Below are 14315 nucleotides of genomic sequence, written 5' to 3'. Positions count from 1 at the left end.
TATTTATGAGCTCTTACCCACTACAACGCTTTTCTGTTGCTCCCATGCTTGATTGGACTGACCGTCATTGTCGCTATTTTCATCGTCAATTATCTGAACATGCCCTGTTATATACTGAAATGGTAACAACAGGTGCCATTATTCATGGTAAAGGCGATTTTCTTGCGTATAACGAAGAAGAGCATCCAGTTGCATTGCAGTTAGGTGGGTCAAACGTTAAAGATTTAGCACATTGTGCGAAGTTAGCGGCAGATCGTGGTTATGATGAAATAAACTTAAATGTAGGTTGTCCATCAGATCGTGTTCAAAACGGTCGTTTCGGTGCTTGTTTGATGGCCGATCCAGATTTAGTGGCTGAATGTATCGCTGAGATGAAAGCGGTTGTTAATATTCCAGTGACCGTTAAAACACGTATTGGTATTGATGATCAAGACAGCTATGAGTTTTTAACTAAGTTTGTATCAACGGTTCACGAGAAGGGCGGTTGTGATCAATTTACCATTCATGCCCGTAAAGCGTGGTTGAGTGGTTTAAGCCCTAAAGAAAACCGTGAAATTCCACCGCTTGATTACCCAAGAGCATATCAAATTAAAAAAGATTTCCCTCAACTGGTTGTTGCTGTGAATGGTGGTATTAAAACGCTTGAAGAAGCAAAAGAACATTTAGCGCATCTAGATGGTGTAATGATTGGTCGTGAAGCGTACCAAAGTCCTTATTTATTAGCAGAAGTAGACCAACAGTTATTTGGTAGCGATAAACCAATTAAAAAGCGTCGTGAAATTGTTGAATCAATGTACCCATATATTGAACGACAATTAGAAAATGGTGCAAATTTAGGACACATTACCCGTCACATGCTTGGTTTATTTCAGAGCCTACCGGGTGCTCGTCAATGGCGTCGTTACATTAGTGAAAATGCACACAAACCAGGCTCAGGTATTGAAGTGGTTCAAGCCGCTCTTGCTAAAATACCAGCCGAACTTGATGTGTAAGCTTTTGATATTGAGCTAATAAGTTTTATATAGAAAGAAAAAGAAGAGTACATAAATAAACCAGATCGTTTATTATGACCGCAGATGAACCACATAGCGTCGCAAATGGAGACTACGCATGAACAAACTATCCCTTACCGCTGTTGTTGCTTCGGCTGCCTTAGTATTGGCACTACCTGCACATTCAACAGAGAAGGAATTTACTACTAAAGTTGAGATTGATGCGTGGTTCCCTGATGCAAAAGTGGGATCTAAAGAGGGCGCAATACGTAACAATGATGTAGATGCATCACAAGCGTTCTCGATAGCTTTTGAACATCCATTTGCGTATATACCAAATGTAAAAGTACGTTATACCCCAGTAAAGGCTGATCGCTTTGAATACGATCAAATCGATTATACGGGTTACTACAAATTATTAGACACTAATGGTTTGCAGTTTGATGTTGGTTTAACGTTAACGCAATTTGCTAATGGCGAGTTTAATAAAGGTGGTTCTGTTTCTACAGATCCAGCTCAACCTGCAAATCAAAGCTTTAGCGAAACCGCAATGAACATGTATGCCGATGCATCTATGCACATTCCAAACACAAACTTCCACATTTTTGGTCAATATGATTTTGGTAGCAGCAGTGATACTCGAACTATGGATGGCCAAGCGGGGGTTAAATATATCCTTCCTGTTGATGCCGTAGATGTTGAGTTTAAACTCGGTTATCGCGTAATGGATCATGAGTTTGGCTATTTCGAAGGCTTTGATAGTAACGAAGCAAATGTCATGGTTGACGGTTGGTTCGGCGGTTTGTCATTTGATTTCTAGTCAATAATTAATATCGTTAAGATAGCGACGCAGATGACTGAGTCGCTATTTTTTTATTTAAAATTTGCTCAATCGTCGATCATTGACCATTCTTATATAATGGATATTACTATGATATTCATATTTGGTAAGGATGCAGTTATGACGACATTAAGTGAATTAAAATTGATGTACCAAGAAGATCAGCTTGTTGAAGCTGTTATTGAGTCAGCAATGGTTGAGGGCTCTTGGATTGTCGAATTTCGCCATGTGCGTGGAGGCCTTGTTTTACTTACCGATATGAAGGGAGGTGAGATGAAATATAGGGATTTAGAATTGGCTTCAAAGAGTGCGTTAGCGGTTGGATTCAATCAAGTCAGGATTAATGATTAACTTGTTTTCGGTATAAATTACGTAACGCAAACATTTCTTTCTTCCAAAAAGTTATAAAACATACCTATCTATTCTTTCTTGTTATAGAAAAGAGTCGCTAATCTAATATGACGCAATGAATAGGGATGTCGTCATGTTATTAAAGGAACTCTCCGCACTCGCTAGCCCACTTAATGATCAACAAATAGGTCAATTACAGCTAGCGGCTTCAGAATTATCTTCACAACAACTTGCTTGGGTAAGTGGTTATTTTTGGGGTGTCAGCCAAACGTCTGGTACAACACAACCAATTAGCCAAGCCGCAGAGGCGGTATCAAGTGAGCCTGTAGGTAAGTTATCAATTATTTATGCCTCACAAACAGGTAATGCTAAAGGCGTTGCTGAAGCATTAAAAGAAGAAGCATCGGCTTCTGGAATTAGTGTTGAGCTGTTTGATGCGAGTGATTATAAAGGTAAAAACCTTGCCAAAGAAACTCACGTTATTATTGTCGCATCGACCAATGGTGAAGGCGAAGCGCCGGATAATGCCATTGAATTACATGAATTTCTTCAATCTAAAAAAGCCCCAAAATTAGATAATTTAAACTACGCAGTCATTGGTTTAGGTGATTCAAGCTACGAATTTTTCTGCCAAACAGGTAAAGATTTTGATGCGTATTTATCTAAGAAAGGCGCGACGCCATTTATTGAGCGTATCGATCTTGATGTTGATTATGAAGCGCCAGCCGCAAAGTGGCGTAAACAAGCATTAGAGAAAATAAAAGAAACCTTATCAACATATAATGAGTCTAAAAATGGACAGGTAGTGCAATTACCTGTTGGTCAAGCGGCGCACGCTACTTCGCAATATTCAAAACAAAATCCATATACGGCTACCTTATTAACAAGCCAAAAAATTACAGGTCGAGATTCAGGTAAAGATGTTCGCCATATTGAAATTGATCTTGAAGATTCAGGATTAACTTATCAGCCGGGTGATGCATTAGGTGTGTGGTTTGAAAATAGCCTGAAATTAGTCACTGCAGTTTTAAAGCAAGTTGGATTAAAAGGTGAAGAGCAAGTTGATGTTGATGGAGAGTCAATATCTCTTCAAAAAGCCTTAATTGAAAAATACGAAATCACATCAGCAAATCCACAGCAAGTCAGCAAGTTTTCAGAGCTATCAGGCAGTAAAAAGTTAGAGAAGTTAGTTCAAGACAAAGATAAATTACGTCAATACGCTGGCAATACTCAAGTCATTGATCTGTTATCAGAAAAGAAAACTAAATTAACGGCAGAGCAACTAGTAGGTTTACTTCGCCGTCTAACTCCTCGTTTATATTCTATTGCTTCAAGCCAAACAGAAGTGGATGAAGAAGTGCATTTAACAGTTGCTGTTGTTGAATACCAACAAGGTGATGATACTCGATTTGGTGGTGCTTCTAGTTTCCTATCTCATCGTTTAGAAGAGGGTCATGAAGTAAAAATATTTATTGAACACAATAATAATTTCAAACTTCCTCAAGATGATAATGCCCCTGTGATCATGATTGGTCCTGGTACGGGTATCGCTCCATTCCGCTCATTTGTACAAGAGCGTGACAACCGTAATGCAAAAGGTAAGAACTGGTTATTCTTTGGTGATAGAACCTTTACGCAAGATTTCTTATATCAAGTTGAATGGCAGAAATACCTGAAATCAGGCGTTATAAATCAATTAGATGTGGCGTTCAGTCGTGATCAACAAGAAAAAGTCTATGTGCAACATCGTATATTAGAGCATTCAATTCAAGTGTGGCAGTGGCTGCAAGATGGCGCTTATATTTATGTCTGTGGTGATGCCACTCGCATGGCGAAAGATGTGCATGAAGCGTTAATTACGATTGTTGAGCAGCAAGGTAAAAAGAACAGAGAAGAAGCAGAGCAATTTGTAAATGATCTGCGTAAGGCGAAACGTTACCAAAGGGATGTGTACTAATGAGCGAACAAATTGCAGTAAAAACAATCTTATCAGGCACAGAACTTGGCCCATTAGCGGATAACGAGCGTCTAAAGCGTGAAAGTAAAAATCTTCGAGGCACGATCGTAGAGGATCTTCAGGATCGCATTACGGGCGGTTTTACCAACGATAATTTTCAATTGATCCGCTTTCACGGCATGTATCAGCAAGATGACCGAGATATTCGAGCTGAGCGTGCAAAACAGAAATTAGAACCTTTGCATAACGTAATGCTTCGCGCACGTATGCCGGGTGGAATAATTACGCCAAAACAGTGGTTGGCGATTGATAAATTTGCCGAAGAAAATACATCGTATGGCAGCTTACGTTTAACTACACGTCAAACCTTTCAGTTTCACGGTGTATTAAAGCCAAACATTAAATTAATGCATCAAACATTGAATAGCATTGGCATTGATTCGATTGCAACTGCGGGTGATGTAAACCGAAATGTATTGTGTACGACCAATCCGGTGGAATCTGAATTACATCAAGAAGCGTATGAATGGGCAAAAAAAATCAGTGAACATTTATTACCAAAAACTCGTGCGTATGCTGAGATCTGGTTGGATGGTGAAAAATTAGAAACCACAGATGAAGAGCCTATTTTAGGCAGTAATTATCTTCCTCGTAAATTTAAAACTACCGTAGTTATTCCACCACAAAATGATGTAGATGTTCATGCTAATGATTTGAATTTCATTGCCATTGCAGATAACGGCAAATTAGTTGGTTTTAATGTACTTGTTGGTGGAGGCCTTGCGATGACGCACGGTGATACCGCCACTTATCCTCGTAAAGCGGATGACTTTGGTTTTGTGCCATTAGAAAAAACATTAGAAGTGGCGGCGGCAGTGGTAACCACTCAGCGTGATTGGGGTAACCGTTCAAATCGTAAAAATGCAAAAACAAAATACACATTAGATCGTGTTGGTGTTGATGTCTTTAAAGCTGAAGTCGAAAAACGTGCAGGTATTCAATTTGAAGAAAGCCGTCCTTATGAGTTAACAGAACGTGGTGATCGAATTGGTTGGGTAGATGGTATTGATGGTAAGCACCACCTTGCATTATTTATCGAAAATGGTCGTTTATTAGATTACCCGGGTAAGCCATTAAAAACCGGTGTTGCTGAGATTGCTAAGATCCACCAAGGTGATTTTAGAATGACAGCCAATCAAAACTTAATTGTTGCTGGCGTGCCTGCTGAGCAAAAAGATCAGATAGAGCAAATTGCTCGAGAGCATGGCTTAATTGATGATGGGCATTCAGAGCAACGTAAAAACTCAATGGCGTGTGTGGCTTTTCCTACTTGTCCATTAGCGATGGCAGAAGCAGAACGTTTCCTTCCTGAATTTGTCACAGAGATTGAAGGTGTGCTGAAAAAACATAATTTGCCAGAAGACGAGAATATTATTTTCCGAGTGACGGGATGCCCTAATGGGTGCGGTCGAGCAATGCTTGCTGAGATTGGTTTAATCGGTAAAGCACCGGGTCGTTATAATTTCCATTTAGGCGGTAATCGCAGTGGTACTCGTGTTCCTAAAATGTACAAAGAAAATATAACGGATCGCCAAATCTTATCAGAGATTGATGAATTGGTTGGTCGTTGGGCAACTGAGCGTCAAGAGAATGAAGGCTTTGGTGATTTTACCATTCGAGCCGGAATTGTGGATGAAGTGAAAGTATCAAAAAGGGACTTTTATGCCTAAATTGCAACTGTCAGAGCTGCTGTCATTAAATAAAGTCGAGCAAATTTTACGCTTAGCTGAAATTAATACCGAGCTTGAAAAACTAACGGCTCAAGAGCGAGTTTCTTGGGCTTTAGATAATCTAGAAGGTAAACCAGCAGTTTCTTCAAGCTTTGGAATTCAGGCCGCGGTAATGTTGCAATTAGTCACGGACGTTAAGTCTGATACTCCTGTGATTTTAACGGACACTGGGTATCTTTTTCCTGAGACGTACCAATTTATTGATGAGCTAACAAAACGGCTTAATTTGAATTTACAAGTATTTACAGCAGATAAAACTCCCATGTGGCAAGAAGCACGCTATGGAAAGTTATGGGAGCAGGGTGTCGATGGACTTAAACATTATAACCGTTTAAATAAAGTTCAGCCGATGAGAAGAGCGTTGGACCAACTAGAAGTGAGTATTTGGTTCTCTGGTTTACGACGCGATCAATCTTCTTCTCGTTCACATTTGCCGATTTTAAGTATTCAAAATGGGGTATTTAAATTTTTACCTGTGATCGACTGGAGTAATAAAGATGTGCATTATTACCTAGAAGAAAAAGGGCTGCCTTACCATCCATTGAGAGAGGAAGGATATTTGTCTGTTGGTGATACACATACAACTCAGAAATGGGAACCGGGAATGAAAGAAGAAGACACTCGATTTTTTGGATTAAAACGTGAATGTGGCTTACATGAAGATGATGCAGAAGCGGAAGGCTCTGGAATTTAATTTTTCTTTCTATCGTTGATAAAAATAAAAAGACAGCGATTATTCACTGTCTTTTTTTATTTCTCTTAAAAAGAAATTATTTCCATAATGAAGTCAGAGAATCAAGCAGGCCTGAGCTTGCGTCTTGTGATGTTAGGTATTGAGTAATTAATGGGGTGAATTTTGAAATAAGAGCAGGATCTAGACCTAGAGCAGAAAATGCAGTTTTAACACTGTCCATGTTTGAAATCATACCGCCTAGCCCACCAGGGATAGCACCAGTTAGAGACTCAAGGCCAGGAACCATACTATTTAGTTCAGAGCTTTCAGAGCTTGATAAACCATTACCAGCCATAGCGAGTAATGCTCCAGCACCACCAGCTGCTTGATCGGCAGAAATACCTAAGTTATCTGTCAACATACCAACAAGAGGGTTTGAAGACGTTGCTTGCTCTGTTTTTGCTTCATCATCGCCACCCCCAAATAAGCTAGATAAGAAGGCATTAGCCGGTGCAGCAGCAGTAAGAGCAATCGCTAAAGTCGATAAAATAAGAGTCTTTTTCATTGTTATTTCCTTTTAACATAATGATATTGTTTTTTTAACACGACAACTAGAGTATGACATAAAAAAAAGCGATACCTATAGGCATCGCTTTCTAATTTTATTATTTACTCTTTTTTGAGAAAGATTAAATAATGTCTAGTAGTTCTACTTCAAATACTAGTGCAGCATATGGAGGAATTGCAGCGCCAGCGCCACGCTCACCGTATGCTAGGTCTTGTGGGATAGAAAGCTTCCACTTAGAACCTACAGGCATTAGTTGAAGAGCTTCAACCCAACCAGCGATAACGCCAGTTACTGGGAATTCAGCAGGTTGACCGCGATCTACAGAGCTGTCAAATACTGTACCGTCAGTTAGCATACCGTGGTAATGAACACGTACTGTTTTATCAGAAGTTGGAATCTCACCAGTACCTACAGTTAGTACTTCATATTGAAGACCAGATTCAAGTACAGTTACTTCTGAACGAAGCGCGTTATCAGCTAGGAACGTTTCGCCGTCAGCTGCCGCTGCTTTAGATGCTTCAGCACGAGCTTCTTCAGCACGCATGTGAAGTGCTTGAAGCGCTTCGTTGATAGCGTCAACTTCGATTTCTGGCATGTCGCCAGTTAGTGAAGTTGCGATGCCTTTAGCTATAGCTGCAACGTTTAGGCCTTCAAGACCAGATTGTGCAAGTTGTTGGCCCATTTGAAGACCAATACCGTAGCTTGCTTTTTGCTCTACTGTTTCTAATTTAACTTCAGACATGCTGTCTCTCTTTCTTTATATGGTATAAACGAAGGCATAAAGGATACAGAGATCTAAGCTTAAGGTAAACTTTTGTACTTCTTTGCACTCTGATATTAGAATAAAATGTGAGCTCACCAGTTTCGCATGAGGCGATGGCATGAATAAAAAGAAAAAAATGAATATAAAGCGCCCAGATTTTTCTGAGCAACTGGCTAACTTAAAGGAAAAGTGCGGGCCTCTTACAGAAAAAGTCTCACCTTATTGGCAGCGCTTACCTCAATTTCATCAAAAAGCATTACGCATTTTAGTTCCAGTTACTTTTGTTTTAATTCTATTGCCAAGCGGTGTAGAAGAAGAGGTTGAGAGCATTCAGCCTACGATGATCCCTGCGCCTGAAATGCAAAGACAAAGCGTTAGTTTGAACCTAGACGGATTAAGTGAGCAAGAAACTGAGCTTAGAGATGCGCTTTCTTTTTATGAGGTTGAACAAGAAAAAAGGGAAGTGAAGTCGGTAGAAAAGACAGTAGATACATCAATATCACCACCAGAACAAAGCGTTGAAAAATGGCATGATTACAAAATTCAAAAAGGTGATACGCTGTACCAAATCTTTAGAAAAAATAATTTATCACTGACAGAATTAAATAAAGTGGTCAAAATTGAAGGTGCAGATAAACCATTAAGCAACGTCAAAAAAGGCCAATTGTTCCGCTTTAAATTAAATACAAAAAATGAGTTAGACATTCTTCAGATTGAACGTCAGGGCGAGGCCATTATGTTCTTTAGAATGTCTGATGGAAACTTTGGGCGAAGCAAGTAAATAATACGAATCAACGACTATTCTCTTTTTCCTCTTATACGTAAAGTCATTCTTGTGGCATGAGAGGAAAAATAATTAATCCTATTCCCATTAGGTTAAAGCATCTGGCACTTCATCAAAGATTATACAAGGTTACCTTTCTAACAGCATATCGACATGCGGAATATCGTCTTCTAAATACATATCAGACGTTACTACAAACCCATGATTTTGATAAAAATGGGTTAGGTGTTCTTGAGCTCCAATTTCAATATTCGCATTAGGCCACAATTGCTCACATTGACGTAATGCTTCAGAAAGTAATTTATGGCCAAGCCCATTGCCTCTTGCACTCTCTTTGGTCGCAACACGGCCAATACTCACATTGTTATAAGAAATACCGGCAGGGAGTAATCGCGCACAAGCTACGATATTATTGTCGATGTAACCGATTAAGTGATACACACCTTCAGCACAGTCTTTGCCATCTAATTCTGGGTAAGGGCAAGTTTGTTCAACGACAAAGACATCGACTCTCAGGCGGAGTAACTCATATAACTGAACGGTTGTTAATTGATGAAAAGGAATGCTTTGCCATTGGATCATGATGATATTCTCTGTGCGTAATTGAAATACTAAGATAACAATTTCAACTTTATTGAGCATTAACTTATTTTAATTAATATGTTTACGGGGAGTTTAGCTGTGAATATGTTATGGACTATGTAAAAAAATAGCATGGTTAAATAACCATGCTATTAATAAATAATTTATTGTTTAAGTAATAATTATGATCTCATTATTTACTTAAATCGATGTTGTATACAGCAAACCCCACATCATCAGTAGCAACACGTTTCATCGGATATTGACCTTTGTCTTTGATGAATTGTGCCGCTTTGTCACTTGGAGATGTTTCAAAGCGAATATCTAGCTTTGTTTTGCTCTGGATCGGAGCAAATGACCAGTTGTTGTCTGCTGATGGGCTAACTTGTCCTTTTTCTTTACTTACACGTGAAATGTAACCAGAAAGAACGGTACGGTTTTCATCAGGTGAATCAAAAGCGATAAAGTCAGTACCAGTACCTGGGAACTTATTGCTGTAAGCTCGGTAATTATTGGTTGCGATAAGGAAGTCTTGCTTCATATCAATCGCTTTACCTTGGTAAGTTAAGCCAACAATACGTTCAGAACCTTCATTAATAACTTTACAGTCACCGTCGTATTTAGCAGGTTGAGTAACATCAATTTGGTAGTTAACGCCATCAATTACATCAAAGTTATAAGTACGGAAGCCATCCCAATCAATTAACTGTTGAGGTGCTGTACTATTGATATCGATTTGTTTAAATTGACCAGCAGAACACTCAAGCCAGTCTTTGACTTCTTTACCTGTTACCTTCATTGCAACTAGCGTATTAGGGTATAGGTATAAATCAGCCGCATTACGGAACGTTAATTGGCCTGATTCAACTTCAGTGAAGTTTGTTGGATCATTTCCACGACCACCTGCTTTAAATGGCGCAGCAGCAGATAACACTGGAATCCCATCTAAATCTGGATCACCTTGAATGAAACGTTCAACATAATCTTTTTGTGCAAGGTTAACAATTTGAACGGTTGGGTCGTCTTGAACTAGAGAAAGGAAGCTGTACATCACGTCATCAGCGTTACCAATAGGTTGGCTAACAAATTCACGCGTGCCTTTATGGTCTGCTTCTAGTGCTTTAACAATGCCTTCATCAGCTGCTGCTAATGATTTCTTCTCTTTATTATCAAAGATAGGGCGAGCTTCAGATTGACCTTTTACTACTACCCACTTGCCATCTTTTTGCTCAAGCGTTAAATCCATCACACCAACATGGCTACCCCAGCGGCCAGGCATTACTGCGGCAACACCATTCATGGTGCCGTTTTGGTTATCGATACCTTGCATATCATCGAAACCTTTACCAGGGAAGACGGCGTGAGAGTGACCAAATGCAATAGCATCAATACCGTTTACTTCAGATAAGTAAAATGTTGAGTTTTCTTCGCCTTGTTTGTATGGGTCAGTTGAAACACCAGAGTGCGGGATCGCAATAATAACGTCTGCGCCTTCTGCTTTCATTTGAGGAACAAGTTCATTTGCCGTTTCAATAATGTCACGAGCAATGACTTTGCCTTCAAGGTTTTTCTTATCCCACGTCATGATTTGAGGTGGAACAAAACCAATGTAACCCACTTTGATTTCGTGCTCTACACCAGCGGTATCTTTAAACTTATGCGTTTTAATGATGTACGGCGTAAAGTAATGTTCTTTTGTTTTTGCGTCATACACGTTTGCACTAATGTATGGAAAATCAGCATCATTGATAGATTCAGCTAAGAAATCTAAACCGTAATTAAACTCGTGATTACCTAGGTTAGCGGCATCATAATCTAACTGATTCATTGCTTTATATGCGGGGTGAACTTCACCGGCTTCAATGCCTTTATCTGCCATGTAGTCGCCCATAGGGCTGCCTTGCAGTAAATCACCATTATCAACAAGAACACTGTTTACTACTTCACCACGAGCTTCTTTTACTAGTGTCGCTGTACGTGCTAAACCAATTTTTTGAGATGGCTTATCTTTGTAGTAATCGTAATCCATTAGGTTGGTATGGATATCTGTTGTTTCTACAACACGCAATTTAATCACTTCGTTTGTATCTACTGACGATGGTGTGCAGCCAGAAATTGTTAGTAAGCCTAAGCCAGCTAATACAGCAAGTGAAACAGGTTTAGCAGAGAGTTTCATAGTGTTCTCCAAAGGTGATAATCATAAAAAGCGCCAATAACATAACAGATTGAGTGTGAACTCAATGTAATTTGAATTTCAATATGTGGAGTTGATCTCGTTCCCGTGTGCTTTACGGTAACTAGATCACAGCTTCAATAGGAATTATTGATACATATTGTCTGGCTGGCTGATTTTTATTAACAGGAATGCCATTCCACAAGTCGAACGATATTTATTCTTTTTCACTGTTTTTATAAATGAAACCTTTTTATCTATAACCCTTAGCATTAAATCGAATAAAAAATGAAGTTTTAGAATTTCAGGTAATAAAGCAACCCGTCTATAGTGACTTTATTGGAATGAAAATACCCACCTAATGGAAAAGAGAGTTGATGCAACGACAACGCAATCAATTTCGATAATAGGTGCCATTACCAAATTTAGCCTAAAGGACAAAACACATGGACGCACAAAGATTAACCCACCTACAACAGCTAGAAGCCGAAAGTATTCACATCATCCGTGAAGTGGCTGCTGAGTTTGATAATCCAGTTATGATGTATTCGATTGGTAAAGATTCTTCAGTAATGTTGCATCTTGCTCGTAAAGCTTTCTATCCAGGAAAAATTCCATTCCCGCTTCTTCATGTTGATACGGATTGGAAATTTAAAGAGATGATTGAGTTTCGCGAGAAAACAGCCGCAAAATATGGTTTTGACCTATTAGTACATAAAAACCCTGAAGGCATGGAGATGGGAATTAACCCATTTGTTCATGGGTCATCAAAGCATACCGACATCATGAAAACTCAAGGATTAAAACAAGCGCTCAATAAATACGGTTTTGATGCGGCGTTTGGTGGGGCTCGTCGTGATGAAGAGAAGTCTCGTGCAAAAGAGCGTGTGTATTCGTTCCGAGATAAAAATCACACGTGGGATCCTAAAAATCAGCGTCCAGAGTTGTGGAATACTTATAACGGTCAAGTAAATAAAGGGGAGAGCATTCGTGTATTCCCATTATCAAACTGGACTGAACTCGATATCTGGCAATATATCTATTTAGAAAATATTGAAATCGTTCCACTTTATTTATCTGAAAAACGCCCTGTTGTTGAACGTGATGGCATGTTGATCATGGTCGATGATGAACGTTTAGAGCTAGAAGAAGGCGAAGAGATCCAACATAAAGACATTCGCTTTAGAACCTTAGGTTGTTATCCATTGACGGGTGCTGTGGAATCTACCGCGAATACCTTGCCTGAAATTATTGAAGAGATGTTGGTTGCTACGTCGAGTGAACGTCAAGGCAGAGCGATAGACCATGATTCATCGGGGTCGATGGAACTGAAAAAACGTCAAGGTTACTTTTAATATCAGGCATCTAAGGAAGGAGTCAACAATGAATAGTGCAGTACAACAACAACTGGCAGAGCTTGGTATTGAAGCTTATTTAAAAGAACATCAATACAAATCATTACTTCGATTTTTAACGTGTGGTTCGGTGGATGATGGTAAAAGTACCCTCATAGGCCGATTACTTCATGACTCAAAACAAATCTATGCAGATCAATTAGATGCGGTTCATGCTGACAGTCAGCGCGTAGGGACAACAGGCGATCGTCCTGATTTGGCTTTGTTAGTTGATGGCTTACAAGCAGAGCGTGAGCAAGGGATCACGATTGATGTTGCTTATCGTTATTTCTCGACTCAAAAACGTAAGTTTATTATTGCTGATACCCCAGGCCATGAGCAGTACACTCGTAATATGGCAACAGGAGCCTCAACCTGTAATGTTGCTGTTATTTTGATTGATGCACGTAAAGGCGTACTTGATCAAACTCGTCGTCATTCTTATATCGCTAACCTTTTAGGTATCCGTCATTTTGTTGTGGCGGTAAATAAAATGGATTTAGTTGATTACTCTGAATCTCGTTTTGAAGAGATTAAAGAAGAATATTTAACGTTTTCGAAGAAGTTAAACAACCCTAATCTAGAGCTTTCTATTTTACCGTTATCTGCATTAGAAGGGGATAACGTAGTTAATCCTAGCGAAGCTTTAGCTTGGTATAAAGGCGCTCCGTTATTAGAAGTGCTTGAAAATATCGATATTGATGCTGACCGGGGTAATGGTGAGTTCCGCTTCCCTGTTCAATATGTGAATCGTCCTAATTTAGATTTTCGTGGTTTTGCTGGAACCGTTTCGGCTGGTGGCATTGCTGTTGGTGATGAGATTATCGCTTTACCCTCAGGTAAGAAATCAAAAGTTGCACGTATCGTAACGTTTGATGGCGATTTACCTTCGGCACAAGCAGGTCAGGCAGTGACATTAACATTGGAAGATGAAATTGATATTAGCCGTGGTGATTTACTGGTGAAATCAAATTCAAGCTTACAGGCAACGGATCAATTTAAAGCTGAGATTGTGTGGATGACAGAAAAAGGCTTACAACCAGGTCGTCAATACGATATCAAAATTGCAGGCAAGAAAACGGTAGGTCAAATTGATGCGATTCACCATCAAGTGAATATTAATAGTTTGGATACGTTTGATACTACAGAATTACCGTTAAATGGTATTGGCTTATGTGATGTGTCATTAACAGAGACGGTGAGTTTAGATCGCTATCAAGATTGTGCTAACACAGGTGGTTTCATTTTTATTGATCGCTTAACGAATGTAACTGTAGGGGCTGGTATGATCCAAAACCTTTCTGAACTGAGTGATGTAAAACCTATTAATGATAATGTCAGTGCCTTTGAGGTGGAGTTAAATGCGTTAGTTCGTAAACATTTCCCTCATTGGAAAGCTCAAGATATTTCAAAGCTTTTAAGTTAATGGCTTAAAAAGGGATATTCT

13 protein-coding genes are annotated in these 14315 nt (G+C 39.3%); 9 read left to right on the top strand and 4 right to left on the bottom strand.

Annotated features, from left to right (window positions below):
* Nucleotides 1–5 precede the first annotated feature (5 nt).
* The 6 genes from dusA (at nucleotide 6) to Q1K78_RS03765 (ending at nucleotide 6625) form a co-directional block, all read left to right on the top strand.
* Nucleotides 6–992: a tRNA dihydrouridine(20/20a) synthase DusA gene (gene dusA, locus Q1K78_RS03790; RefSeq protein ID WP_300174611.1), complete on the top strand. Its 987-nt coding sequence runs from the start codon at nucleotides 6–8 to the stop codon at nucleotides 990–992.
* 118 nt (nucleotides 993–1110) lie between these two features.
* Nucleotides 1111–1812: a TIGR04219 family outer membrane beta-barrel protein gene (locus Q1K78_RS03785; RefSeq protein WP_300174609.1), complete on the top strand. Its 702-nt coding sequence runs from the start codon at nucleotides 1111–1113 to the stop codon at nucleotides 1810–1812.
* 141 nt (nucleotides 1813–1953) lie between these two features.
* Nucleotides 1954–2184: a hypothetical protein gene (locus Q1K78_RS03780; RefSeq protein WP_300174607.1), complete on the top strand. Its 231-nt coding sequence runs from the start codon at nucleotides 1954–1956 to the stop codon at nucleotides 2182–2184.
* Between the two features lie 133 nt (nucleotides 2185–2317).
* Nucleotides 2318–4141 (top strand): assimilatory sulfite reductase (NADPH) flavoprotein subunit, encoded by a 1824-nt coding sequence (locus Q1K78_RS03775; RefSeq protein ID WP_300174605.1) that lies wholly within the window; start codon nucleotides 2318–2320, stop codon nucleotides 4139–4141.
* Complete coding sequence (cysI, locus tag Q1K78_RS03770; protein ID WP_300174603.1) at nucleotides 4141–5871, top strand: assimilatory sulfite reductase (NADPH) hemoprotein subunit; 1731 nt, start codon at nucleotides 4141–4143, stop codon at nucleotides 5869–5871. Before Q1K78_RS03775 ends, cysI begins: the two co-directional genes overlap by 1 nt.
* Nucleotides 5864–6625 (top strand): phosphoadenylyl-sulfate reductase, encoded by a 762-nt coding sequence (locus Q1K78_RS03765; protein WP_300174601.1) that lies wholly within the window; start codon nucleotides 5864–5866, stop codon nucleotides 6623–6625. The genes cysI and Q1K78_RS03765 overlap by 8 nt, the downstream gene beginning before the upstream one ends.
* A gap of 76 nt (nucleotides 6626–6701) precedes the next feature.
* Here Q1K78_RS03765 and Q1K78_RS03760 read toward each other — a convergent pair whose 3' ends face one another.
* Both Q1K78_RS03760 and Q1K78_RS03755 read right to left on the bottom strand, forming a co-directional pair.
* Nucleotides 6702–7169, bottom strand: coding sequence for a DUF2780 domain-containing protein (locus Q1K78_RS03760; protein ID WP_300174599.1), 468 nt, complete (start codon nucleotides 7167–7169; stop codon nucleotides 6702–6704).
* 124 nt (nucleotides 7170–7293) lie between these two features.
* Nucleotides 7294–7914 carry an FKBP-type peptidyl-prolyl cis-trans isomerase gene (locus Q1K78_RS03755; protein ID WP_300174597.1) on the bottom strand — a complete coding sequence of 207 codons (621 nt, stop codon included), beginning with the start codon at nucleotides 7912–7914 and terminating at the stop codon, nucleotides 7294–7296.
* A 139-nt stretch (nucleotides 7915–8053) separates the two neighbouring features.
* Between Q1K78_RS03755 and Q1K78_RS03750 the strand changes: the two genes are divergently transcribed.
* Nucleotides 8054–8716 carry a LysM-like peptidoglycan-binding domain-containing protein gene (locus Q1K78_RS03750; RefSeq protein WP_300174595.1) on the top strand — a complete coding sequence of 221 codons (663 nt, stop codon included), beginning with the start codon at nucleotides 8054–8056 and terminating at the stop codon, nucleotides 8714–8716.
* A gap of 132 nt (nucleotides 8717–8848) precedes the next feature.
* On the opposite strand, the gene Q1K78_RS03745 is transcribed toward Q1K78_RS03750, so the two are convergent.
* Nucleotides 8849–9301, bottom strand: coding sequence for a GNAT family N-acetyltransferase (locus tag Q1K78_RS03745; protein ID WP_300174744.1), 453 nt, complete (start codon nucleotides 9299–9301; stop codon nucleotides 8849–8851).
* A gap of 193 nt (nucleotides 9302–9494) precedes the next feature.
* A complete protein-coding gene (locus Q1K78_RS03740) occupies nucleotides 9495–11477 on the bottom strand; it encodes a bifunctional 2',3'-cyclic-nucleotide 2'-phosphodiesterase/3'-nucleotidase (protein ID WP_300174593.1) in 1983 nt (660 codons plus the stop codon).
* A gap of 443 nt (nucleotides 11478–11920) precedes the next feature.
* Between Q1K78_RS03740 and cysD the strand changes: the two genes are divergently transcribed.
* Both cysD and cysN read left to right on the top strand, forming a co-directional pair.
* Nucleotides 11921–12829 (top strand): sulfate adenylyltransferase subunit CysD, encoded by a 909-nt coding sequence (gene cysD / locus Q1K78_RS03735; RefSeq protein ID WP_060993878.1) that lies wholly within the window; start codon nucleotides 11921–11923, stop codon nucleotides 12827–12829.
* A gap of 28 nt (nucleotides 12830–12857) precedes the next feature.
* On the top strand, nucleotides 12858–14294 hold the full coding sequence (gene cysN, locus Q1K78_RS03730) for a sulfate adenylyltransferase subunit CysN (RefSeq protein ID WP_300174588.1): 1437 nt from the start codon (nucleotides 12858–12860) through the stop codon (nucleotides 14292–14294).
* Nucleotides 14295–14315: the final 21 nt, after the last annotated feature.

Source organism: uncultured Aliivibrio sp., from assembly GCF_946479765.1.
In the GTDB taxonomy this organism is placed as follows: domain Bacteria; phylum Pseudomonadota; class Gammaproteobacteria; order Enterobacterales; family Vibrionaceae; genus Aliivibrio.
The sequence above is the reverse complement of the archived record's forward strand: the minus strand, read 5'-3'. Positions and strand labels throughout refer to the sequence as shown.